The sequence below is a fragment of the Nocardiopsis sp. KDC1DS13DA1 genome (genome assembly GCF_055632325.1).
Genome location: NZ_JBVMUY010000050.1, coordinates 17598 through 40798, shown reverse-complemented (window position 1 = coordinate 40798; position 23201 = coordinate 17598). Strand labels below are relative to the sequence as shown.

Below are 23201 nucleotides of genomic sequence, written 5' to 3'. Positions count from 1 at the left end.
ACGCGGTGCCCAACGACCCGCGTCCGCCGATGGTGACCTCGGGGCTGCGGATCGGCACCCCGGCGCTGGCCACACGCGGGTTCGGCGAGGACGACTTCGCCGAGGTCGCCGACATCATCGCCGAGGCGCTCAAGCCCGAGTTCGACGCCGGGGCGCTGCGGGGCCGGGTGCGGGCCCTGGCCGACCAGCACCCGCTCTACCCCCACCTGTAGGACCGACCGCGCGGGGCGCAGTCCGCGCCCCGCGCGGCCCAGCCGTACCTGTGCTCAACGAGGAGGACAGCCATGGCCATCAGTGTCTTCGACCTGTTCACGATCGGTATCGGACCGTCGAGTTCGCACACGGTCGGCCCGATGCGGGCGGCCCTGACCTTCGTGGAGGGTCTGCGGTCGCGTGGCGAGCTGTCCGGTGTGGCGCACGTGCGGGCGGAGCTGTACGGCTCCCTCGCCCTCACCGGCAAGGGCCACGGCAGCGACACCGCCGTGATCCTGGGGCTGATGGGGCACACGCCCGAGCACGTGGACGTGGACGCGGTCCCCGGGTTCGTGGAGCGAACGCGTACCGAGCGGACGCTGTCCCTGGGCGGACCGGAGGGGCCGACGGTCGCGTTCGACCCGGCGGTGGACGTCGACTTCCGACGCAAGGAGAGCCTGCCCGACCACCCCAACGGCATGCGGTTCGTGGCGCTGGACTCCGTCGGTGCCGAGATCTCGTCGAAGGTGTACTACTCCGTGGGCGGCGGGTTCGTCGTCGACGAGCGGGCCGCGGGCGCCGACCGGATCACCGTGGACGACACCGTGCAGCCGTACCCCTTCGCCACGGCCGAGGAACTCCTGGGCCTGTGCGCGGAGACGGGGATGTCGATCAGCGCGATCATGCTCGCCAACGAGCGGGCGTTCGGACGCACCGCCGAGGAGATCCGGACCGAACTGCTCACGATCTGGACCGCGATGCGCCAGTGCGTGCGCCGGGGCGTGCTGACCGAGGGGAGCCTGCCCGGCGGGCTGAGGGTGCCGCGGCGCGCGCACCGGCTGTACCGGCAGCTGGGCGGGGTCTGCGACGACTCGGGGCTGCTGCCGCCCACCTCGGTGGACTCCGACCCGATGCGCGGCAGCGACTGGATCACCCTGTACGCGTTGGCGGTCAACGAGGAGAACGCGGCCGGGGGCCGGGTGGTGACCGCCCCGACCAACGGCGCTGCGGGGATCGTTCCGGCGGTGCTCCACTACTATCTGCACTTCAGCCCGGGCGCGGGCGACGAGGGCGTCGTGCGGTTCATGCTGACGGCTGCGGCGATCGGCATCCTGTTCAAGCAGAACGCGTCGATCTCGGGGGCCGAGGTCGGCTGCCAGGGCGAGGTGGGTTCGGCGTCGTCGATGGCGGCCGCCGGGCTGGCCGAGGTGCTGGGCGGGACCCCCGCCCAGGTGGAGAACGCTGCGGAGATCGCGATGGAGCACAACCTGGGGCTGACCTGCGACCCGATCGGCGGACTGGTACAGGTGCCGTGTATCGAGCGCAACGCCCTGGCCTCGGTGAAGGCGATCAGTGCGGCACGGATCGCGCTGCGCGGCGACGGCAGCCACTTCGTGTCGCTGGACAAGGTCATCAGGACCATGAGGGACACCGGACGCGACATGCACGACAAGTACAAGGAGACCTCGCGCGGCGGCCTCGCCGTCAACGTCATCGAGTGCTGACGGAGAAGCGCCCCGGGCAGTGGGTTCGAGGGGACGGGGCACACCGGTCGGCCCGAGTCGCCGGACATCCTCAGCCGACGTACGCGGCCCCGGGAGCCTGCCGACGCCGCGGGGACCTCCCGGAGCGGACGTGGTCGCGGTTGTTGGCACGGGGTGGTGGAGCGTGTACAGTGACGGCCGTCCTGTTGTCTACGAATGAGGTGGACGTTGCGCATCTGAGGTTCGCGATCATCACGCGGCACGGCCCTCCGTCGGCCGCCCGCCACGGCCCCGGGCCGTCGGTGGAACCGCGTGGATGGAACCTCGGTGCACGAGCCGTCCCCCAACGGGACCCTCCCACCCCTCCTGTCGGCCGCGGCCGCGTGGTGCTCGCATACGAAGCCCCTGTCACTTCGCTTCCGTACTGCGAGAGAACCATGTCCCACCCCACTGGCAGCGATGCCTCCGTGGCCGTCTCCGCCCTGGACTTCGCCTGGGCCGACGGCACGCCCGTCTTCGACGACCTGTCCCTGACCGTCGGCCGCGGCCGCACCGGCCTGGTCGGCACCAACGGTTCGGGGAAATCCACGCTGCTGCGCCTGCTGGCCGGAACGCTGCGTCCCGTGTCGGGGGCGGTCACCGTCCACGGGCGCCTGGGCTACCTGCCGCAGAACACCACCCTGGACACCGACCTGCGCGTCGACCGGGTCCTGGGTATCGCCGACACCCGGGCGGCGCTCGAGGCCATCGAGTCCGGCGACGTGTCCGAGGAGCACTTCGCGACGGTCGGCGACGACTGGGACGTCGAGGAGCGCGCCCTGGCCACCCTGGGCGGGCTCGGCCTGGACGGCATCGGCCTGGACCGCACCGTCGGGGAGATCTCCGGCGGCGAGGCGATCCTGCTGCGTCTGGCCGCCCTGCTGTTGGAGCGGCCCGACGTCCTGCTGCTGGACGAGCCCACCAACAACCTGGACCTGTTCGCCCGCAAACGGCTCTACGACGCCGTGGACGGGTGGCGCACCGGCACGCTGATCGTGGTCAGCCACGACATCGACCTGCTGGAGCGGGTGGACCGCGTCGCCGAGCTGCGCTCGGGGGCGGTCACCTGGTACGGGGGCGGCTGGTCGGACTACCAGGAGGCGCTGGCGGTGCAGCAGGAGGCCGCCGAGCGCACCCTGCGGGCCGCCGACGCCGACATGAGGCGCCAGAAGCGAGAACTGGAGGAGACCCGTGCCAAACTGGCCCGCCGTCTGAAGCAGAACCGCAGGGCACAGGCCCAGGGCGGCATCCCCAAGATCGCCGCGGGCAACCTCAGGCGCTGGTCCCAGGAGTCCTCGGCCAAGCTCAAGGACGTCCACGAGGACCGTCTCCAGGAGGCGCGGGAGCGCCGGGAGGAGGCCGCCGGGGCCGTGCGCGGCGACGCCGAGATCAGGGTGGAGCTGCCCGAGACCGCGGTGCCCTCGGGCCGAGGGGTGCTCAGGGCCGAGGGGCTGACCCCGGTGCACGGGGCGCTGTCGGGCGCGGACCTGTGGGTGCGCGGCCCCGAGCGGATCGCCCTGGTGGGCCGCAACGGGGCGGGCAAGACCACCCTGCTGCGCACCCTGCTCGGGGAGCTGGAACCGGCGCGGGGGTCGGCGCGGGTGCTCGTTCCGGCCCGGTTCCTGCCCCAGCGGCTGGACGTGCTGGACGACGCCCTGACGGTGACCGAGAACGTCGAGCGCCTGGCACCGGATGTGGAGCCGCAGCGCATCCGCGCCCAGCTGGCCCGGTTCCTGTTCCGGGGAGCGCGGGCTGCCCAGGCCGCCGGGACCCTGTCGGGCGGTGAGCGGTTCCGGGCGGCGCTGGCGGCCCTGCTGCTGGCCTCCCCCGCGCCACACCTGCTGCTGCTGGACGAGCCCACCAACAACCTGGACGTGTCCGGCGTGCGGCAGTTGACGGGGGCCCTGGAGTCCTACGCGGGCGCGCTGATCGTGGCCAGCCACGACCTGGCGTTCCTGGACTCGATCGGGATCACCCGGTGGCTGTTCGTGGGCGAGGAGCTGGTGGAGACCACCGGTGAGGGGGTGCGCGCCCTGCTGGCGGGCGGGTCCCCGGGGTGAATCCGGCGTTCCGCCGCACCCGCGCCGGTCGGGTGCGGCGCCGTACCCGCGTCGTGCTCGCGGGGATCGCCGAAGGACCACGGGGTTCCCCGGCACAGGGTTCCCGACGGTGTCCGCCCGCGGGTTCGCGACCGGCGACGGGGCGGCGGACGGTCGTTCGCCGCCCCCTCAGGGGCCTCGCGCGGCGCCCGCACCGTGAACGTCATCGACGTGCTGGCGGACCCGCCCGAACCGCGGCCGCGCCCACCGCGTCAGACGGACGGGGAACGCCCCCGCCGCCGGAACGGAAAGCGTGGTCACATGGATTTGAGAGAGCGCTATGCCCAGCTCCACAACGGGATCCGGTTCGCCATCGAGACCATCGAGGACGCCCGTCCCCTCCCGGGCCCCCTGCACCGGGAACTCCATGAGTGGGTGCTCTCCGAGTGGGAGAGCAGGCGTTCCAACATCGACTGGTGCGACAACCGGCTGGACCTGCTCTCGGTGACCGACGGCCTCACCCGTCTGGCCCGGTCGTACGAGGAACTGCGCAAGACGCTCTTCTCCGACCTGCACCACTTCGGCCCGGAACCCCCGTGGCGACGCGTCCACCACACGCTCGCCGTCAGGCTGCCGCTCCAGTTCCACCGCCGCGGCTCCGAGTACTACGTCCTGCGGACCGAGGGCCTGAACCGCTGGACGTTCAGCGCCCATGGCCGGACCAGGTCGGAGAGCGGCGAGAGCGAACCCGCCGTCCGGGAGTTCGACGTCGAGCTGACCGGGGGCTCCTGCCGCATCCCCGACGAGCTGGAGGAAGACCCGCTGCTCGACCAGCTCTTCTACGGTCTGGCGCTGATGAAGGACAAGCACTACTACATGCGCACGCTCAGGGACGAGGTCGTCATGGAGGCGGAGCGGATCACCCGATCGGAGGAGGACGACCACGGCTGGGAGTGAGTGCGGCGCGGTCGCGGCCTCCCCGGGCAGGGGAACCGCCAGTGCACGAGCTGCGGTCCCGTTCATCCCCGGTCGACGGGGGTCCGAGCCCGCCCGGCGAGTTCGGCCAGGTCCCGTTCGGTGAGGCGGGCCCCCGCCGCCGCCACGTTCTCCTCCAGGTGGTCGACCGCCCCCGTGCCCGGGATGGCCAGGAGCCGGGGCGAGGCGGCGAGCAACCAGGCCAGCGCGGTCTGCGCGACCGTCGCGCCGTGCCTGGCCGCGACCGGCTTCACCCGCGCCGCGTCGATCGGCGCCCGCCCACCGCCCAGCGGGAAGAACGGCACGTACGCGATGCCCGACTCCTCGCACTGGCGCAGCAGGTCCGCGTCACCGTCGTGGTGCACGTGGAAGTGGTTCTGCACCGCGGCGACCGGGGCGATCGACCGCGCCTGCGCCAACTGCGCGGCGTCGACGTTGCTCACACCCAGGTGCCGGATCAGCCCTTCCTGCCGCAGCGCGGCGAGCGCGGCGAACCGGTCGGCGACCGGGGCTCCGCCGGGCGGGGCCATCCCTCCGACCCGCAGGTAGACCAGGTCGAGCCGGTCCAGGCCGAGTCTGCGCAGGTCCTCCTTGACCAGGCCGGGCAGCTGTTCGGGTGTCGCCTCGCTCGCGGGCGTCCCCGACGCGTCGCGCAGCGGCCCGACCTTCGTCGCGATGACCAGGTGGTCCGGATACGGGAAGAGCGCCTCGCGGATGAGCTCGTGCGCGTGGACGCCACCGCGCCCGTAGAAGCCCGCCGTGTCGATGTGGTCCACGCCGAGTTCCAGGGCCCGGCGCAGGACGGCGATCCCCGTGCGGGGGTCCCGGGCCGGTCCGTCGAGCGCGTTCGCCGCCAGCCGCATGGCTCCGAAACCGAGCCGGTTGATCCGCAGGTCGCCGCCGAGAAGAAGGTGGCCGCTCAGGTCGGCCGTCGCGTTCGTCGTCATGGGACGAGCATGTCGCCGGGCGGGCGGGGCGGACCAGCGGTTGGCAGGAAGCTGCCACGTGCGCGTGCCACCGCGGTCTGGGAGACTGGCGGGGTGCCGCACGAGCAGACGATCACCCTCCGGGGCGAGGCCGAACTGGCCGCCCGCGCCAAGCGCCTGTTCGCCGGGGCGCGGTCGGAGTTCGTCTGCGCCGCGGTCGACCTGAACACCTGGTCCCGGCCGGGCGCACGGGCGGAGGCCGCACGCGGGATGACCGTGTCGCGTGCGAACGGGGTGGCGGTCCGCAAGCTCTTCACCCCGGTCGCCCTCGCCGACGAGGAGTCCCGCCGCCACCTGTTCGAGCTCGCGGACCGGGGCGCGCGGGTGCGGATCTGCACCACCGAACTCCCCCACGAGACGATCATCATCGACCGTCGCGTCCTCATCCTGGCGGGCGCCGCGGCAGCGGGTGAGCGCGAGTTCACGGTGACGACGTCGGCGACGCTCGTCGACGGGGTGCGCGCCCTGTTCCGCGCCGCCTGGGACACCGCGGCCGACCTGGGAACCTACCTGCACCGGCAGAGGCCGTTCGTCGACGACGGACAGCGCACCGTCCTGGGCGCCCTCGCCGGCGGACTCACCGACGAGGCCGCCGCCCGCCGGCTCGGGCTGTCCCTGCGCACCTACCGCAGGCGCGTGGCGGACCTCCTCAGGACCCTGGACGCCGGGTCACGGTTCCAGGCCGGTGTGCGCGCCGGGGAACACGGGCTGATCGGCTGAGCGGGGTCCGCCGCCGACACGGGCCCAGCCCTCACCCGCCGCCGCGCGGCACGAGCACGCTCACCCGGTACCGGACGGATGTCGGCTCCCGCCCGCACAGGGTGTCCAGACGAACGTCGTCCGCAGGGAAACGGGCGACCTGCGCCCCCTTCAGGTAGGCACGGAACTCCTGGTGGTCGCCGGTCTCGAAGAGCACCACCCACCGGCCCCCGCGCTCACGCCGTTCCCGGGCCCGCCTCCGGCCCGCCTCGCGTTCACGTCCCCTCCGCTGCCCCGGCATGGCACCAGCGTACGGACACGGTCAACGCGCTTCGGAGTCTTCCGGCGTGTGGTCGGCAAAGCACTGCTCGCACGGCTGACGGTCGTACCGCACCCATTCGAGCGGAACCACCTGGGGGTCGTGCACCTCCAGACCCACCCGACCCGCTTTGCTCTGTCCGTCCATCAGGGCCTCACACCACCGGGACCGGTGGAACACGGTCCCACCCTCGGTGATCGTCACACGGTCGGTCAGTCCCGGGGCCGCGGGACGGCAGAGCCCGCACTGGCCGGGCAGGAAGTCGTGGACACAGCGATCGTCGACCATGGATCGAGAGTGCCAGGGGCACCGCGCCCCCGCCAGAGGCCTTCGTCCCGGTATCGGGGGGTAGGCGCTCCCCTCACACCAGGCCGCGGCGCGGGGCCCGCGCCGGAGCGGCCACCGACATCCGGATGACCGTGGGGATCCGCTCCAGGTCGAGGGCCTCGCCCAGGTGCTCGAGCGCCTCCGAGCGGACCCGCTCCCACACCCGCGTCACGTCCGCGTCCTCCTCCAGCAGGAGCGCGAGCCGCAGGTGCGGCGCCTCACCCGACTCGGTCAGCCGGGCCCGCGCCCGGCGCACCCCCGGGTACTCGGCGACCTCCTGTTCGAGGGCTCCGCGCGCCACGCTCTCGCTCATCTCCACGCGCCCGCCGGGACCGCGGTCGAGCACCACCCTGCCGACCGTGTCGTTCATGCCCTGGACCAGCAGCCACCGCAGGGCCAGGAACCCGGCGAGGAAGGACACCGCGACCGCCGCGTAGGGCACCCAGCGGCGGTCGAGCAACTCCCTGACCCGCTCACCGGCGATCGCCTCGCCCGCCAGGTCCGCTCCGAGGAGGCCCCGGCCCGCGGCCAGCGCCGCCAGCCCCACGACCGCCAGCAGTACTCCGACGACCACCAGACCCACGCGGTTGCCCCTGGCCGACCGGCGGTTCATGTCCCGACCCATGTCAGTCCTCCGCGTAGCGCACGTGCGTGACGATCCGCATGCTGCGCAGCGGGGCCAACTCCTCCAACCGGCGTTCCACGGCCGCGGTCACCTCGGAGGGAAGCCCCTCCCGGTCGGGTGTGCCCGTACGCACGTGGACCCGGATCCGCTGCCCGCGCAGCACCACGTGCACCGAGTCGACCCCGCTGACCTCCTGCGCGGCCGACGACACCGTCCGGCGCAGGGCCGGGCGGGTCAGTCCGACCACCAACGCCGGGTCGTCGGTGCGCAGCGCCGTCCACCGGCCGTTGCCGGGGGCCAGCGCGACGACGATCAGGGCCAGCCCGATCGCGGCGAGCAGCGCCGAGGCGATCTGGACCGACGGCTCGGACCACGTGGTGGTCTCCGCGTAGTCCGTCGCCGCACCGACCGGGATCATCCGCAGCGGGCTGCCCGCCAGAGCCGAGATGACCTCGGCGGCCGACACCACGGCCAGCACGAGGATCACCGCCCCCGTGATCACCGCCGGCCAGGACCTGCGGGGACGGAACGTGTGCACCGCCACGCGTTTCGCCCGCCGGTCGATCCCCTGGTCGGGACGGCCCAGGACCTCTTCCACGGTGGTCATGTCAGCACACCAACTCCGCGATCTCGATGTCGACGTGGTGGACCCGTCCTCCTGTGGTCCACTCGACCCGCTCCCTGACGTGTGAACGCACCCGTTCGGCGACCTGGGTCACCGACCCCCGGTAAGGCACCGCGATCCGCAGCCGTAACCGCACGACGCCGCCGCCCAGCCGGGCCCTGGCCACACGTGACCGCGCGGGTTCGGCTCCGGGGACCTCCCGGATCGCCCGCGCCGCGACGCGCTCGACCACCCGCGGCGGAATGTCCGTCCAACCGCCGGGGTCGCGGCCGAGGGCACCCTCCGCCCCCGGCACGCTCCGCTGCTGCGGGACCCTCACCCGGCCGTCGCGTACCCGTTCCACCCGCGCTCCTACACCGAACGCCGCGTGAACACCTGGGCGAGGTCGATCTCGCCCTCCACCGCCCGTCCGGCGACGAACCCGGCGACCCCCAGACCCAGGACCAGAACGAAGGCCGCGAACCCGCCGAATGCCCCGGCCAGACCCAGCACCGTCCCGAACGCCAACCCCACGATCGGCCACATGGCCTCCCCCTCTCGTGTCCAACCGCCTCCGGCGCCCGCGGCGACCTCAGTCGCCGGACGGGGCGCCGCCTCCGAGCCCGGCCACCACGTCCTCCACGAACACGTGGACGACACGTTCTCCGGCGAGCGGGGCCAACCCCTCCCTCACCTCATCGACGACCTGTGGAATGGGGCGCCCGAACCGTACGACGAGCCCGACCTCGGCCGTCCCGGACCGGACCGCGACGCCGCTGACCAGACCGCCGCGCGTCGGCGTGCTGATCGTCCCGAACGCGCCCGCGGACAGCGCCACCACGTCCGGAAAGCGGACCGCGGCCCGGGCCAGGCGCGCCGCGGTCTCCCCTGGTGCGACGGCCTCGTCCACCGTTACTGGACCCGGGGCGCGCTACCGCCCCCGGCCGTTTCGGCGTCCCCGTCGTCACCGTCGTCGGGCAGGTGGATGTCGTCGACCCTGATGTTGATCTCGGTGACCTCCAGCCCGGTCATCCGCTCCACGGCGGCCGTGACGTTGCGGCGCACCGCGGCGGCCAGGTCCTGGATGGCCACGCCGTACTCGACGACGAGGTCGATGTCGACGGCGGCCTGGCGCTCGCCCACCTCGACCGAGACCCCTCGGGTCACCGAGCCGCCGTCACCGCCCCGGGTCATCACGTCGCGTACGGCTCCGACCGCACGTGCCGCACCGCCGCCCATGGCGTGGACGCCGCCGATCTCCCGCGCGGCCATCCCGGCGATCTTGGCGACGACGCCGTCGGCGATGTGCGTGTGTCCGCCACCGGCGGCACCGCGCTCACCCTGGGCCGCGTCACGGGCTCCGGGTACTCTCGCCTCACTCTTGGTCTCCGACACCGGTCCCCCCTACGCAGTGTGCACAAGACCCGTGCTCGCGGCCGGCGCCGGGGACGACGGACTGGGTCGCCATCTCACACGCGACCATCCGTGACGCCCCCTCAGCCGGAAGACAACGCCCCGGAGACGGCGACCGAAACCCGGTCACCGTGTCCGCCCGCGAGCCGACGGGAATCTACCTCAACACACCATATACGTACTGTTCGTAGTCGCCAAGATGCATTGGGTGATGATTTCCTGCTCAGAAAGGTAACGGCAGTACCATCCCTGCCCCAAAACCGCGCCGCGAATCCCTGTGGAGGGGAAAGCGAAGGGGCGCCCGAAGGCGCCCCCCTGTGCGTCCGAAAACGATCCCGCCCCCGGCGTGCCGCCGTGGGGAGCCGCACCCGTTCAGTCGAAGATGACCGTCTTGTCCCCGTTCAGCAGGACACGGCGCTGGGCGTGCCAGTTGACCGCGCGCGCCAGGGCCACGGACTCCAGGTCCCGGCCGATCGCGGTGAGCTGTTCCGGGCTGTGGGTGTGGTCGACCCTGGACACCTCCTGCTCGATGATCGGGCCCTCGTCGAGGTCGGCGGTCACGTAGTGCGCGGTGGCCCCGATCAGCTTCACCCCGCGCCGGTGCGCCTGGTGGTAGGGGCGCGCGCCCTTGAAGCTCGGCAGGAAGGAGTGGTGGATGTTGATGATCCGACCGGACATCTTGACGCACAGCTGCTCGCTGAGCACCTGCATGTACCGGGCCAGGACGATGAGGTCCACGTCGTAGGAGTCGACCAGCTCCAGGAGCCGCGCCTCCTGCTCCCCCTTGGTCGCCGCGGTCACCGGCAGGTGGTGGAAGTCCACGCCGTAGGAGTCGGCGAGGAACTCCAGATCGGGGTGGTTGGACACCACGGCGGCGATGTCGACGCCCAGCAGCCCGCTGCGCTGGCGGTAGAGCAGGTCGTTGAGGCAGTGCCCGAACTTGGAGACCATGACGATCATGCGCGGACGGATGTCGCGGGCCTGGAGGCTCCACTCCACCACCGGGTCGCCCGCCCCGTCGCTGAAGTCGCCGGCCAGCGCGGCGAACGCGCCCCGCAGGTCGTCCTCGCCGACCGCGGCGCCGTCCGTCCCGCGCTCCGCGAGGAACTGCATCCGCAGGAAGAAGCGTCCCGTGTAGTGGTCACCGTACTGCTGACTCTCGGTGATGTTGCAACCGTGGTCGGACAACAGGTTGGCCACCGCCGCGACGATGCCCCGGCTGTCGGGACACGAAAGGGTCAGGACGTACTCGCGCTCACTCATGGAAAGAACCACTCCAGGGATCGGACCGGCTGATCAGCCAGGATGCTCCAGGATATCGGCACCTGTCGAACCGCGCGCGGGTTCGGCCGGGTCGCGGCGGCCACACGCGTCCGGGAACGGCCAACGCAGGGAATATGAAATTGATTCATGTTCTGGCATCCTCGATGCCATGACACCTCCGCGCGAGAAGTACGAGGCGGCCACACGTGACCTCCAGGCCCCCTTCGCCGTCGTCGACCTGGCCGCCTTCCGCGCCAACGCGACCGCACTGACCCGGCGCGCCCACGACCGCCCCATCCGGGTCGTCAGCAAATCCGTGCGCAGCCGCCCCCTGCTCCGCGCAGCCCTGGAACTTCCCGGCTACGCGGGCGTCATGGCCTTCACCCTGCCCGAGGCACTCTGGCTGGCGACCGACGAGGAACAGGGCCCGGTCAGCGACGACATCCTGGTCGCCTACCCCACCGCCGACCGGGACGCCCTCGCCCGGCTCGCACGCAGCCCCGAGGCCGCCCGCTCCATCACCCTCATGGTGGACTGCACCGCCCATCTGGACCTCATCAGCACCGCGGTCGCCGAGGCCGCCGACGAACGCGGCCCGGACGCGCCCCCCGTCCGCGTGTGCCTGGACATCGACACCAGCTGGCAACCGCTCGGTCCGCACCTGCGCGTGGGCACCTACCGCTCCCCCCTGCGCACCCCGGCGCAGGCGGCCGCCCTCGCACGCGCCGTGGTCCGCCGCCCCGAGCTCCTCCTCGACGGCGTCATGGCCTACGAGGGCCAGATCGCCGGGGTCGGCGACGCGCCCCCCGGACAGCCCCTCCTCGGACACCTGCTGCGCGCCGTCCAGCGGCGCTCAGCCGTCGAACTCGCCCGGCGCCGGGCCGCCATCGTCCGGGCCGTCCGCGAGGTCGCCGACGTCCGCTTCGTCAACGGGGGCGGCACCGGCAGCCTGCACACCACCGGCCGGGAGCGCGCGGTCACCGAGCTCGCCGCCGGTTCGGGGTTCTACCACCCCCACCTCTTCGACCACTTCCGGGCCTTCGGCGGCCGCCCCGCCGCCCTGTTCGCGCTGCCCGTCGTCCGCCGCCCCTCCCCCGCCGTGGCCACCGTGCTGGGCGGCGGCTACCCCGCCTCCGGCCCGGCCGACCGGCACCGCGCGCCCGTGCCCCACCTGCCCGAGGGGCTCTCCTACACCGCCAACGAGGGCGCGGGCGAGGTGCAGACGCCGCTCCTGGGCACGGCCGCGCGCGACCTGGAGGTCGGCGACCGCGTGTGGATGCGCCACGCCAAGGCGGGCGAGATGTGCGAACGCTTCGACACCCTGCACCTGATCGACGGCGACACCGGCGAGTACCTGGGCGGCGTCCCCACCTACCGGGGCGAGGGCCGCACCTTCCTCTGACCCGGCCCGGCCCCGGAAACGCCGAGGGCCCGGACGGATCCGTCACCGTCCGGGCCGTGCTCGTCGTGGTCCTGCCGCTCCGCTTCGGCCCGCGTGCGAACGCCCGGAGGCGGGGATTCCGCCCACCCGCCGACCGTCACCGCCCTCGGGCTCCTTCGGCGCGGTACCTCCCTCGGCCACGTCTGCCGGCCGCGCCCCGCCAGGCGCTTGGCCCCATCGCGCGGAGCCCTGCCGGGAACCCGGGCCGGGGCCCCCGGGCGACCGCTCCGGGAGAACGTCCGCGCCTACCTGCGCCGCCGGACCGCCCAGGCCACCACGCCCACGGCGATGACCGTGCCCACGCCCGCGGCCAGGATCAGCGCCTCGGGGGGAAGCTTGCGCCGCGACTGGTAGGTGGTCACGACCTCCTCGTCGCCGCGCAGGAGGATGCTGCCCTCCTCGGGCTCGACGAGGTGGCTCTCCACCCGCACCGCGCCGCCGCCCGCCATCAGCGCCCGGGCCTCGTCGGCGATCCGGGTGCCGTGCTCACGGACCCGGGTGATCTGCCGCCGCGCGATGTTGGCCGGGCGGGCCTGCACGGCCAACTCGTCCAGGGTTTCCGCCAACCGCCGCTGTTCGCGGTTGATCTCGGCCTCGATGTCGGCCGGGGTCTGGCGCGGCTCGGTGTCGCGTCCCGTCATAGGGTGCCTTCCTCAGTCAGCGCAGGGTCGAATGAGAGTCCGTGTCCGAGCCGGTGCCCCGGCTCTCGTCCTCCGCGCCGTCGGACGGACCGGAGAATCTCAGCGCACCATCGATTCCGTCGACCACACGGAAGAAGTCCCGCGTGGACAACCACAGTTTATAGATGATGGCAATCTCGAACGCGAGCAGCAAAACGCCCGCCGCCGCGGCGGTCCAGCCGATGACCGCCGGCATCCCGGTCAGCGCCACGCCCAGCGGGGCGACCACGAACACCGCGATCTGGAACTCGATCCCACTGAACAGGTGGGTCCGCACCCGGCGGGCGTTCAACGCTCCCCAGAACCTCGTGTACCAGGGGAACCGCGTCCGGAACTCCTGGTGCAGGTCCACCTTGGGCAGGGTCATGTCGGGCTGTTTGCCCGCCGTCCGGTGGTTGCGCGTCTCCCGCTCGTTCTGGCTGTGCAGGATCTGCTCCAACACGTCGATCCCGTGCCGCAGCACCGCCTGCTCGCCGCCGTCGCTCATCGCGCCGCCGCGCCGGCCCCCGGTGAGGTCCGCCCCGTCCTCCTCCTCGGGCTCCAGCATCGACAGCGTCGCACGCGCCCGCTCCAGCGCCCCGGCCAGGTGGGAGCGCATCTCACGGCGGAGCTTGTACACCTGGAGCGCGTTCAGGTACCGCAGCATGTCCAGGAAGACCACGGCCAGGGCCAGCCACACGAACACCACGGGGGCGGAGTCCGGGTTGTTCTCCGTCGCCACGACGTACTGGCCGCCCATGAGGGCGACCGCGCACACCAGCACGCGGAACCGGTCGGAGACGTAGTCCATCCACGACCCGAACAGCGACTCGGTGTCGGTGAGCCGGGCGAGCTTGCCGTCCGCGCAGTCCACGAGGAAGCACAGGAAGTACAGCAGTGCGCCCAGGGCGAGCGCCTCCCGGTACCCCAGCGCGAAACAGACCGCCGCGCCCAGCCCCAGGAAGAGCGCGGCCACCGTCAGCTGGTTGGGCGTGACCGACGTCCGGTTGGCCAACAGGCGTACGAGCCGGACCGCCATCGGGTCCACGAGGTGGACCGTCCACCAGGAGTCGCGCTCCTTGAGGGTCCGTGTCCTGACCTCGTCGAGTGTGAATCCAGGCATCGTCGGCAATGACTCCCAAACGCGAAGCGGGTCTGTTCCGGTCCCGTGGGGCTCCGAGGCCGCCTACCGGAGCGGGCGTGTCGCCCGAGTGTACGTACAGGTCCGGGTCGGTGACGGACCGGACCGAAAATTCCTGAGTTCGGTCAACGATAGGCGATGAAACCGCCGATCACCGCCGTCGCGGAGGAACCGAACCGCAATCGCAACCGAACGACGCTCTCCCCGGCGACCACGGCCTCCGAAGCGGCGGCCCGCGCCCCGGGGCCGTAGTGTGAGGGCGAACGACAGCGGGGCGCACCACCCCGCCAGCCACAGATTGGAACACCACGTGAGCGACCCGATCCGTCTGGAGCCCGGCGACCAGGCCCCCGACTTCACCCTCACCGACGCCGACGGCAAGCCCGTCACGCTCAGCGAGGTCCTGGCCTCCACCGGCAAGAGCGCCGTGCTGTACTTCTACCCCGCCGCCATGACGCCCGGCTGCACCACGGAGTCCTGCGACTTCCGGGACAACCTCCGGGACTTCGACTCCGCCGGTTTCACGGTGCTGGGTATCTCCCCGGATACCACGGACAAGCTCGCGAAGTTCCGGGACAAGGAGGGGCTCACCTTCCCCCTGCTCGGCGACCCGGACAAGGACACCCTGCGCGCCTACGGCGCCTACGGGGAGAAGAAGAACTACGGCCGCCTCGTGCAGGGGGTGATCCGTTCCACGATCGTCGTCGGCGCCGACGGCAGGGTCGCCAGGGCCTTCTACAACGTGAAGGCCACCGGCCACGTCGACCGGATCAGGCGCGAGCTCGGCGTCTGACGTCCCGGCCCGGAGGTGCCCGGCCACGGGTCGGGCTCCCGGCAGCCAGCGCCCCTCCGGGCACCGGTACAGTTGTCCCGACGGGGCCGTAGTCCAACGGCAGGAGACGGCAGCTTTAGGTGCTGTACAGTGCGGGTTCGAATCCCGCCGGCCCCACTCGCCCCGCAGCGGCCCCGCGGACGGGCAGGACCCGTCGCCGGGGCCGTGTGCGTCCCGAAGGCCCGCAGGCACGGGTTCTTCCTCCCCGGCCACGCCTGACGCCCGTACCTCGCCACACGGCTCGCCTCGTCGTGCACCACCGACGCCCGAACGAGGGCCCCTGGAGCCTCTGCTGCGCTACCGGCCCAGCAGCGCCCACAGCACGACGGCCAACAGCACGGCGATCCCCAGGACGACGGCGATCACCACCGGCAGACGGCTCCGCTCGGCGTGCTTGCCGGAGCTGGTCAGCCCGAGCGTGTCCGTGGAGTCGCGGATCGAGGTCATGATCGAGTTCATCGCCTCGGGGCTGTGGCGCAGCCGCTCGTTGATGGACTCGGCCAGCACGTGCGCCCCCGCCCGGAAGTGCTCACGGGCCTGCTCACGCGCCGACCCGTGGGACTCCGGGTCCTCCCCGTCGCCGGGGCGCGGCTCCGCGGGTGTGGCGGGGCCGTCGGAGGCGCGCTCGGGGCTGGTCCCGGGCGCCCACGGAGCCAGCGCCGCGATCCGCAGCATCTTGGTGGCGTTCTCCGCCGTGAGCCGCTCGCTGGGCTCGACCCGCAGCAGCCCGGCCAGCACCGGGGCCAGCGGTCCGGCGTTGGCCGCCTCCGCGGGCTCGTCCAACTGCTCGCCGCGCAGGATCTTGATGTAGCCCTTGCGGTCGTAGGGCGGGTGCCCCTCCGCCGCCGCGTACAGGGTGGCGCCCAGGGACCACAGGTCGGACTCCGGCCCCACCGGCCCCGCCTTGGCCCGCTCCGGCGGGATGTAGGCGGGCGAACCGATGATGCGCCCGGACGCGCTGAGCGCGGACTCACCGTTCCACGCGGCCAGACCGAAGTCGGTCAGCACCACGCGCCCCGACTCGCTGATCATCACGTTGTCGGGCTTGACGTCGCGGTGGACGATGCCCTCGGCGTGCGCCACCTTCAGGGCGTCGATGAGCTGGAGGCCGATTTCGGCCACCCGCTGGTAGGGCAGCGGGCCGCCCATCTGGATGATCGCCTCCAGTGTGGAGGCCTCGACCAACTCCATGACGATCCACGGACGGTCGTCCTCGTCCACGACGTCCAGGACGGTGACCAGGCTGGGGTGGGTGAGACGTCCGGCGACGCGGGCCTCGCGGGTGGTCCGCTGCAACAGCGACTCGCGCTCGGAGCGGCTCAGGTCGGCGGGCAGCCGCAGCTCCTTGACCGCGACCTCGCGGTCGATGACGAGGTCGGTGGCACGCCACACGGTACCCACGCCGCCCCGGGCGATCTCCGAGGTCAGTTGGTAGCGCCCCTTGAGCAGCCGACCCTCAGGCTCGGCTGCGGCCATGCTGGCATCCTCCGGGCGGGCCGCCTCGGGCGACGCCTCGGGCCGCTGGGTGTGGGGGTTGTCTAGGGAGGACAAGGTTATCCACGGGTCCATTCACCGGTCATGGCGGCCTCCTGCGGAGCATTGCGGTCGCTGTCACCACGTAGGTGCACGGATCACTCGTTATATCAGTCGTGCCCGGGGTTGACGCTGGTCGTTGCCGGAACACTGATACATAGGTTCGTTTTCGTTATGTCCGGTAGGCGTCCACACATGCGGTGACCTACCTCTCCTTGACCGTTCCTTGCCCGGAGCGTGGGGCCAGGAGGGGCGCGGCGCCCGCGACTCGGCGGGCACCGCGCCCGAACACGGCCCTCAGGACCAGAGCGACTCGGGGGTACGCACCTCGACCGGCCCCACACCGATGTCGGTGAGGGGCTGGCGCAGGCGCTCGGCGTCGCCGACCACGACCACGACCGCCTCCTCCGGGCGCAGGTACTCCACGGCCGCGGAGTCGAGGTCGGCCCGGGTGAGCCGCTCGTACCCGGCACGGTTGCGGTCGACGTGGTCGTCGGGCAGGTCGTGCACGACGATGTCCACGAGCGCGCCCGCGATGGCACGCGCGGTCGAGTAGCTCACCGGCAGACCCACGACGTTGGACTCGCGGACCGCGGACAGCTCCTCCTCGGTGACACCGGACTCGCGCAGCTTGGCGAACTGCTCCAGGGACGAGGTGACCGAGTGCGCGGTGGTGTCCGCCTCCACCTGCGTGGACGCGAAGAAGACCCCGGTGTCGCGGCGCAGGTCGAAGCGCGCGCCGGCGCCGTAGGTGTAGCCCAGGCGCTCGCGCAGCTCCATGTTGAGGCGGGAGGTGAACATCCCGCCGAGCACCTCGCCGACACCCTCGGCGCGGGGCAGGTCCACCTGGGACCGGGACGGGGACCGGTGCGCGATGACCAGGGCCGACTGCACCGATCCGGGGCGGTCCACGATGAGCAGGCGGGGCAGCTCCCCGGGCGGCGGGGCCGGCGCGACCAGCTCCGGTTCCGGCACGGAGGACACGTCCCCGAACACGCTCTTGCCCAGGGCCTCCAGGTCCACGCCGCTCAGGTCACCGACGACCACGAGCGTTCCGGCGACGGAGGCGACGAAGTCGTTGTGGAAGCGCGCCACCGTCTCGTGCGTGACGTCGGCGAGACGGACGGGACCGCCCGCCAGCGGTGTGGCGTAGCGTCCGGTGAACAGCTGCCCGCCCAGGCTGCGCATGGCCAGTGTGGACGCCGACGCGCACTCCAGCCAGAACCGCTCCAGGAGCTGGTCGCGGCGGCGGGCGACGTCGTCCTGGGTCAGGGCGGGGCGGCGCACCGCGTCGGAGAACAGGCGGACCGCCTCACCCAGACGGTTCGCCGGCACGTCCAGGCCGGTGATGAAGGCGTCCCAGGTGACCCGGGAGACCCACTCGGCGCCGTGGCGCTCCAGGGCCGGGGCCAGGGAGCTGTTGCCGTCGGGGCCGTCCTCCAGGACCTCGCTGGTGAGGGCGCTGACGCCCATGGCGTCGAGTGGTTCGGCGGCGCCTCCGTACGGGTGCACGAGGCGGAGGGAGGCCAACTGCTGGCCGGGCACGTCGACGGCGACGACCGTGCCGCCCCCGACGGTGATCCGCTGGGGCTTGGGAAACGAGTAGGACGCTGGGGAACCGAGGTCCGGGCGACTCTGGGTCATACTCTGCGGCTCTTTCTGCGGCTTGCGGTAACGGGACCGGACTAGGAGGCGGCGGGCTCGGGCTCCGGTTGCGCGCCGACCGTCTCGGGGTCGAAGCGGACCACGAGCAGGTTGTCGTCGACGAGCAGGCGCTCCACCGCCGACCGCACCTCCTCCGCGGTGATGTCGGCCCAGCGCTCGGGCCAGGTGAAGACCTGCTCGGGGTCGCCGAGCAGCTGGGTGGCGCTGCCGATGGCGTCGGCCAGCCCGGCCGGGCTGGAGATCGACTGGAGGTGGTCGCGCTCCAGGACCGCGCGGGCGCGCTCCAGCTCCTCCTCGGTGATGCCGGTGGCGAGCTTGGCGATCTCCTCGCGCATCGCGGTCTCCAGCTCGTCGCCGCTGACGCCCTCGCGGGCGAGCATGTTCACCAGCAGCAGGCTGTCGGTGTAGCGGAACGACAGGATGTCGGCGGCCGCTCCCCCGTCGTCGGCGGCGATGGGGCGGTCGACGACCAGGGCGCGGTACAGACGGCTGCCCTGGCCCTGCCCGAGCACGGCCGAGGCCAGGTGCATGACGTCGAAGTCGCGCGTGCCGTAGGAGGCGACGCGGAAGCCCGCGAACACCCCGGCGGCGGGCACGGTCTCGGTGACCGCGTCGCGGACGGGGCCGCCCAGCGGCGCGGGCAGGGAGGCGTCGGGGGCCCCGGGCACGGCGTCCCGGGCCGGGATGGGGCCGAAGTACCGTTCCACCCGGGCCAGGACGTCCTCGGGGTCGAGGTCGCTGACGACGGTCAGGACGCAGTTGTCCGGGCCGTAGTGCACCTTGTGGAAGGACTTGACGTAGTCGAGGTCGGCCGCGTCCAGGTCCGCCATGGAGCCGATGGTCGGGTGGTGGTACGGGTGCCCCTCGGGGTAGGCCAGGCGCAGGATGCGCTCCAGGGCCGTGCCGTAGGGCTGGTTGTCGTAACGCTGGCGCCGCTCGTTCTTGACGACGTCGCGCTGGTTGTCCAGGACCTCCTGGGTCATCCCGTCGCGCAGGGTCGACAGGCGGTCGGCCTCCAGCCACAGGATGAGGTCGAGCGCGTGTTCGGGGACCGTCTCGTAGTAGTTCGTCCGGTCGGTGGAGGTGGAGGCGTTGATGTCCCCGCCCAGCCGCTCGACCACCTCGAAGTGCTCACCCTTGACGACGTTGCCGCTGCCCTGGAACATCAGGTGCTCGAACAGGTGCGCGAACCCGGTGCGCCCGGGAACCTCGTGGCGGGAGCCGACCCCGTACCAGAGGTTCACGGCGGCGACCCGCCCGGTGGACGCCGGTGCGGTCACCAGGCGCAATCCGTTGTCGAGCGTGTACTGCCCCACACGTCCCGCCGCTCCATTGGTGGTCACCAGTGCTGCACCCCGATTCGCGCCGTAGCCGAACTGTCCGTCGTCACTTGACGACTACGACCCTACGGCCTCCGGCGAGCCGCTGGACACCCTACGGCGGATCGGTCCGCGACGGCGGGGGGTTCGGAACGGTTCGGCTCAGTTCTGGTAGCCGGAGGTGTCCATCGACGCGGCGATCTCCTCGTAGACCGCCTCGTGCTGGGCGTCGGCCGACCAGACGTAGAGCAGGACGTCGCTGATCGGCAGGAACCACATGCGCACCTGGAAGGTGTCGCCGTTGACGCAGGTCACGTCCCACACCGAGTGGTGGGAGGTCAGGCCGTCGGCGTGGTCGAAGAAATCGGAGACGCTGAGCGCGGAGTCCTCCACCCCGATGCTGCCCGAGGCCGCCGTGTTGAGACTGCGGCAGTTGTCGGTGTTGGCGGCCCAGCCCTCGTCGTCGCTGAAGGCCTCGCCCTCCAGCGGCCACCCCTGGGGCTGGTTCTCCGCAGCCCGGGGGAGGAGCCGCACCGACCCGTAGGCGCACGCGGCCTGCCCGGGCGGGGTCATGCACAGCGAGCCGCCCTCGTTCTGGACGTCCCAGCCCTCGGGGGCGTTGACGGCGATGCCCGCGACCTCCACCGGGGTGAAGCCCTCGGGGCCGGGAGGCTCGGGGCCCTCGAAGAGACCGCTGTCGCCCAAGCGCATCTCGGGTTCGCCGTCACCACCGCCGCCACCGCCGGAACAGGCGCCGAGCACCAGCAGCGCCGCCGCGGCCGCCGCCACTCCCGCACCGGTGCGCGCGGCGGGTGTCCGCCACCGTCGCCCGTGGACGGCCCCGTCCTTCGTGCCCGCCATGCGTCGTCCCTCTCAGCCGTGCGTCCCGTGTTCAGAACATCCAGAACCCTAACGCCCCCGCGACCGCCCGTGTACACCCCCGGGCCCCGTGGGCACGGGGCCGCGGTCCGCGCGGCGGCACGGGGAAAGTCCGCGCACCGGCCACTAGTCTGGGTTCATGGTGGACCTCGCGAAGATCACGGAGCCCTTGTCCCTCTCCCGTCTCCGCCCCGGCCCGCACGGGCCGCTGGTGCTGGAGTTGGACCTGACCGAGGGGGTCGCCGACGAGGCCCCCGGCGACCCGATCGGCCAGCTCATGAACCGCCGTCGGCAGCACTTCCTCGACGTCGTCGAGGGCATCCGCCGGGGTGCGCGCGACCCCAAGGTCGCGGCCCTGATCGTGCGCATCGACGGCCGCCCGCTCGGCTTCGCCAGAACGCAGGAGCTGCGGGACTCGGTCGCCGACTTCCGGGCCTCGGGCAAGCCCGCGGTCGCCTGGGCCGACTCCTTCGGCGAACTGGGCTCGGGCAACCTCCCCTACTACCTGGCGTGCGCGTTCTCCCGGGTGGTGATGTCCCCCACCGGGATCCTGGGGCTCACCGGCCTGATCATGCGCAGCACCTTCGTCAAGGGGGCCATCGACAAGCTCGACGTCCGATACGAGGTCGGCAGGCGCCACGAGTACAAGAACGCCCTGAACGGGGTCACCGAGACCGGGTTCACCGACGCCCACCGCGAGGCCACCGACCGGATCGTCACCTCCCTGAGCGACCAGATCACCGAGGCCGTCGCCGAGGCGCGCGGGCTGACCGAGGACAGGGTCCGCGAGCTCGTCTCGGGCGGCCCGTTCATGCCCGGCGAGGCGCTCGAGGCCGGTCTGGTCGACGCGCTGGCCTACCGCGACGAGGTGTACGAGGACCTCCTGGGCCGGGTCCGCGAGGAGCACCCCGGCAAGAACGAGCCCGAACTGCTCTACGTCGCCCGCTACCACCGCAAGCACACGCCCGTGCCGCGGCCCACCGTGGGCGAGGGCCCCGGGTACATCGCGCTGATCTCCGCGAACGGGACGATCACCCTGGGCAGGTCCCGCCGCTCCCCGCTGGGCGGAGGAACGGTCATGGGCTCGGACACCGTGGCGGCCGCCTTCCGGGCCGCGCGGCGCGACCCGCGGGTCAAGGCCGTCGTCTTCCGGGTGGACAGCCGCGGCGGATCCCCGACCGCCTCCGACGCGATCCGCCGCGAGAGCGAACTGACCAGCAGGGCCGGGATCCCCGTCGTGGCCGCCATGGGCGACGTCGCCGGTTCGGGCGGCTACTACGTGACCCTGGGCGCGGACGCGGTGGTCGCCCAGCCGGGCACGATCACCGGCTCGATCGGCGTGATCACCGGCAAGCCGGTGTTCGGGGCGCTGATGGAGCGGTTCGGCGTCACCACGGACTCCGTGAGCAGCGCCGAGCACGCGGGCATGTTCGACACCGACCGCCCGTTCACCGAGTCCGAGTGGGAACGTGTGAACGCGCTGCTGGACGAGATCTACGACGACTTCGTCGGCAAGGTCGCCCAGGCGCGCGGCATGACACGCGAGCAGGTCCACGAGGTGGCCCGGGGCCGCGTGTGGACCGGTCGGGACGCCCGCGAGCGCGGCCTGGTCGACGAACTGGGCGGACTGGCGACCGCGGTGCGCCTGGCCCGGGAGAGGGCCGGTGCGGGGCCGCTGCCGCTGCGGACCTTCCCCCGCACACACCCGCTCGACCGGTTCCGTCCGCACGAGTCCAGCGAGGACCTGGCCTCCGCCCAGCCGCAGTCCACGCTGAGCCCGTGGGGGGCGCTGGAGAACGCCGCCCTGGCGATGGGGCTGCCCGTGGGCGGTCCGCTGTCGATGGCCGACGGTTGGGAGATTCGTTGACCGGGCCGTTCCTCGACGTGATGGCGCTGCTGCCGACCGGTGTGACCGTGGTGACCGTCGCCGACGGCCGCGACGACGTCGGCGCGACGGTCAGCGCCTTCGGGTCGGTGTCCGCGGATCCGCCGATCGTGTCGGTGAGTGTGAACGCGGACGGGTACATGGCCGAGGTGATCGGGGAGGTCGGAGCGTTCGTGGTGAACGTGCTGGGGGCGGGCCAGCGTGCCCTGGCGGGCCGCTTCGCGGCCGAGGGGCGTCCGAGCGCGCGGCTGCTCGTCTCCGGGCAGCCGCACCACCGGGGCGAGCGCACGCGCGCGCTGGTTCTGGACGACGCTCTGGCCGCGCTGGAGTGCTCCGTCCGCCAGCGGGTGGCGGTCGGCGACCACGTGGTGTTCTTCGCCGACGTCACCGGGCTGCCCGAGGTCGGGGGCACGGGTCCGGCGCTGGCCCGGTGGTCGGGCCGCTACCACTCGTTGGCCTGACCACCTCGGCGGCGTGCGTGGACGCGATGGATCCCGAGCCTTGCGCGCCTTCGCGCATCCCGTCTCTCGGATGGTCGACGGACGGCACGGAGGCCCACACGCGAAAACCCGGAACGACGCGTCGGGGTCCGCCGCACTGAGTGTCGCTCCGGAGCCCGGGGCCGGGGAGGTCGCGCCGGACACGCCCGTTCGCGTGACCGCGGAGGCGGCGCACAGGACGGCGAGCGGGAGCGCGTCGACCCGGAGACGACCGGCGTCCACGCCACCACCGGCCCCGTCCACGGACAGGACAGGTGGCCACCACCCCCCGGAACGCAGGAGGGCCGCACACGGATCATCGTGTGCGGCCCTCCCTCGTAGCCGACAGCTCCGGCCAGGCCCACCCCGGGGAGTCACCGTTCGGGCGCCGACGGGGTTGCGC

The 23201-nt window shown here is 72.5% G+C and carries 23 protein-coding genes, 1 tRNA gene and 1 pseudogene; 10 read left to right on the top strand and 15 right to left on the bottom strand.

The annotated features are described in order from the left end of the window. The 4 genes and pseudogenes from ACTVAJ_RS27835 to ACTVAJ_RS27820 all read left to right on the top strand — a co-directional run. A pseudogene (locus tag ACTVAJ_RS27835) lies at nucleotides 1–212 on the top strand (serine hydroxymethyltransferase); the annotation flags it as partial. A gap of 72 nt (nucleotides 213–284) precedes the next feature. Next, nucleotides 285–1697, top strand: a complete 1413-nt coding sequence (locus ACTVAJ_RS27830) for an L-serine ammonia-lyase (RefSeq protein WP_470391256.1) — start codon at nucleotides 285–287, stop codon at nucleotides 1695–1697. Between the two features lie 416 nt (nucleotides 1698–2113). Then, nucleotides 2114–3775: an ATP-binding cassette domain-containing protein gene (locus ACTVAJ_RS27825; RefSeq protein WP_470391255.1), complete on the top strand. Its 1662-nt coding sequence runs from the start codon at nucleotides 2114–2116 to the stop codon at nucleotides 3773–3775. Nucleotides 3776–4075: 300 nt separating this feature from the next. Continuing rightward, entirely contained in the window at nucleotides 4076–4711 is a 636-nt protein-coding gene (locus tag ACTVAJ_RS27820; RefSeq protein ID WP_470391254.1) for a hypothetical protein, read from the top strand. A 62-nt stretch (nucleotides 4712–4773) separates the two neighbouring features. On the opposite strand, the gene ACTVAJ_RS27815 is transcribed toward ACTVAJ_RS27820, so the two are convergent. After that, complete coding sequence (locus ACTVAJ_RS27815) at nucleotides 4774–5676, bottom strand: oxidoreductase (RefSeq protein ID WP_470391253.1); 903 nt, start codon at nucleotides 5674–5676, stop codon at nucleotides 4774–4776. Nucleotides 5677–5769: 93 nt separating this feature from the next. On the opposite strand from ACTVAJ_RS27815, the gene ACTVAJ_RS27810 reads away from it, so the two are divergent. Then, nucleotides 5770–6435: a DNA-binding response regulator gene (locus ACTVAJ_RS27810; protein WP_470391252.1), complete on the top strand. Its 666-nt coding sequence runs from the start codon at nucleotides 5770–5772 to the stop codon at nucleotides 6433–6435. A gap of 31 nt (nucleotides 6436–6466) precedes the next feature. Here the strand turns inward: ACTVAJ_RS27810 and ACTVAJ_RS27805 are convergent, their stop codons facing one another. From ACTVAJ_RS27805 to purU, 8 genes are all read right to left on the bottom strand, one after another. Then, the gene (locus tag ACTVAJ_RS27805) at nucleotides 6467–6715 is read right to left on the bottom strand and encodes a hypothetical protein (RefSeq protein WP_470391250.1); all 249 of its coding nucleotides are present in this window, start codon (nucleotides 6713–6715) and stop codon (nucleotides 6467–6469) included. 379 nt (nucleotides 6716–7094) lie between these two features. Beyond that, nucleotides 7095–7685, bottom strand: coding sequence for an Asp23/Gls24 family envelope stress response protein (locus ACTVAJ_RS27800; protein ID WP_470391249.1), 591 nt, complete (start codon nucleotides 7683–7685; stop codon nucleotides 7095–7097). A gap of 1 nt (nucleotide 7686) precedes the next feature. Then, entirely contained in the window at nucleotides 7687–8292 is a 606-nt protein-coding gene (locus ACTVAJ_RS27795; RefSeq protein WP_470391248.1) for a DUF6286 domain-containing protein, read from the bottom strand. 1 nt (nucleotide 8293) lies between these two features. Then, nucleotides 8294–8653, bottom strand: coding sequence for an Asp23/Gls24 family envelope stress response protein (locus ACTVAJ_RS27790; RefSeq protein WP_470391247.1), 360 nt, complete (start codon nucleotides 8651–8653; stop codon nucleotides 8294–8296). 8 nt (nucleotides 8654–8661) lie between these two features. Continuing rightward, the gene (locus ACTVAJ_RS27785; RefSeq protein WP_470391246.1) at nucleotides 8662–8835 is read right to left on the bottom strand and encodes a hypothetical protein; all 174 of its coding nucleotides are present in this window, start codon (nucleotides 8833–8835) and stop codon (nucleotides 8662–8664) included. Between the two features lie 46 nt (nucleotides 8836–8881). After that, complete coding sequence (locus tag ACTVAJ_RS27780; protein WP_470391245.1) at nucleotides 8882–9199, bottom strand: hypothetical protein; 318 nt, start codon at nucleotides 9197–9199, stop codon at nucleotides 8882–8884. Nucleotides 9200–9201: 2 nt separating this feature from the next. Then, nucleotides 9202–9684 (bottom strand): Asp23/Gls24 family envelope stress response protein, encoded by a 483-nt coding sequence (locus tag ACTVAJ_RS27775; RefSeq protein ID WP_470391244.1) that lies wholly within the window; start codon nucleotides 9682–9684, stop codon nucleotides 9202–9204. 390 nt (nucleotides 9685–10074) lie between these two features. After that, nucleotides 10075–10965, bottom strand: a complete 891-nt coding sequence (purU, locus tag ACTVAJ_RS27770) for a formyltetrahydrofolate deformylase (protein WP_470391243.1) — start codon at nucleotides 10963–10965, stop codon at nucleotides 10075–10077. Between the two features lie 169 nt (nucleotides 10966–11134). Between purU and ACTVAJ_RS27765 the strand changes: the two genes are divergently transcribed. Next, nucleotides 11135–12367: an alanine racemase gene (locus ACTVAJ_RS27765; protein WP_470391242.1), complete on the top strand. Its 1233-nt coding sequence runs from the start codon at nucleotides 11135–11137 to the stop codon at nucleotides 12365–12367. A gap of 284 nt (nucleotides 12368–12651) precedes the next feature. Here ACTVAJ_RS27765 and ACTVAJ_RS27760 read toward each other — a convergent pair whose 3' ends face one another. Both ACTVAJ_RS27760 and ACTVAJ_RS27755 read right to left on the bottom strand, forming a co-directional pair. Next, nucleotides 12652–13047, bottom strand: a complete 396-nt coding sequence (locus ACTVAJ_RS27760; protein ID WP_470391241.1) for a DUF3618 domain-containing protein — start codon at nucleotides 13045–13047, stop codon at nucleotides 12652–12654. A gap of 16 nt (nucleotides 13048–13063) precedes the next feature. Beyond that, nucleotides 13064–14188 (bottom strand): CDP-alcohol phosphatidyltransferase family protein, encoded by a 1125-nt coding sequence (locus ACTVAJ_RS27755; RefSeq protein WP_470391240.1) that lies wholly within the window; start codon nucleotides 14186–14188, stop codon nucleotides 13064–13066. 328 nt (nucleotides 14189–14516) lie between these two features. On the opposite strand from ACTVAJ_RS27755, the gene ACTVAJ_RS27750 reads away from it, so the two are divergent. Together ACTVAJ_RS27750 and ACTVAJ_RS27745 are read left to right on the top strand one after the other, a co-directional pair. Beyond that, the gene (locus ACTVAJ_RS27750; protein WP_470391239.1) at nucleotides 14517–14999 is read left to right on the top strand and encodes a peroxiredoxin; all 483 of its coding nucleotides are present in this window, start codon (nucleotides 14517–14519) and stop codon (nucleotides 14997–14999) included. Nucleotides 15000–15081: 82 nt separating this feature from the next. Continuing rightward, nucleotides 15082–15155 (top strand) — tRNA-Leu (locus ACTVAJ_RS27745). 180 nt (nucleotides 15156–15335) lie between these two features. Here the strand turns inward: ACTVAJ_RS27745 and ACTVAJ_RS27740 are convergent. The 4 genes from ACTVAJ_RS27740 to ACTVAJ_RS27725 form a co-directional block, all read right to left on the bottom strand. Further along, nucleotides 15336–16514 carry a serine/threonine-protein kinase gene (locus ACTVAJ_RS27740; protein ID WP_470391238.1) on the bottom strand — a complete coding sequence of 393 codons (1179 nt, stop codon included), beginning with the start codon at nucleotides 16512–16514 and terminating at the stop codon, nucleotides 15336–15338. Between the two features lie 354 nt (nucleotides 16515–16868). Next, a complete protein-coding gene (locus ACTVAJ_RS27735) occupies nucleotides 16869–18215 on the bottom strand; it encodes a M16 family metallopeptidase (protein WP_470391237.1) in 1347 nt (448 codons plus the stop codon). A gap of 41 nt (nucleotides 18216–18256) precedes the next feature. Beyond that, a complete protein-coding gene (locus tag ACTVAJ_RS27730) occupies nucleotides 18257–19579 on the bottom strand; it encodes a M16 family metallopeptidase (protein WP_470391236.1) in 1323 nt (440 codons plus the stop codon). A 138-nt stretch (nucleotides 19580–19717) separates the two neighbouring features. Continuing rightward, the gene (locus ACTVAJ_RS27725; RefSeq protein WP_470391235.1) at nucleotides 19718–20416 is read right to left on the bottom strand and encodes a hypothetical protein; all 699 of its coding nucleotides are present in this window, start codon (nucleotides 20414–20416) and stop codon (nucleotides 19718–19720) included. Nucleotides 20417–20573: 157 nt separating this feature from the next. Between ACTVAJ_RS27725 and sppA the strand changes: the two genes are divergently transcribed. Together sppA and ACTVAJ_RS27715 are read left to right on the top strand one after the other, a co-directional pair. Further along, nucleotides 20574–22301, top strand: coding sequence for a signal peptide peptidase SppA (gene sppA / locus ACTVAJ_RS27720; protein WP_470391234.1), 1728 nt, complete (start codon nucleotides 20574–20576; stop codon nucleotides 22299–22301). Between the two features lie 20 nt (nucleotides 22302–22321). After that, nucleotides 22322–22780 (top strand): flavin reductase family protein, encoded by a 459-nt coding sequence (locus tag ACTVAJ_RS27715; RefSeq protein WP_470391259.1) that lies wholly within the window; start codon nucleotides 22322–22324, stop codon nucleotides 22778–22780. The last annotated feature ends 421 nt before the right edge of the window (nucleotides 22781–23201 follow it).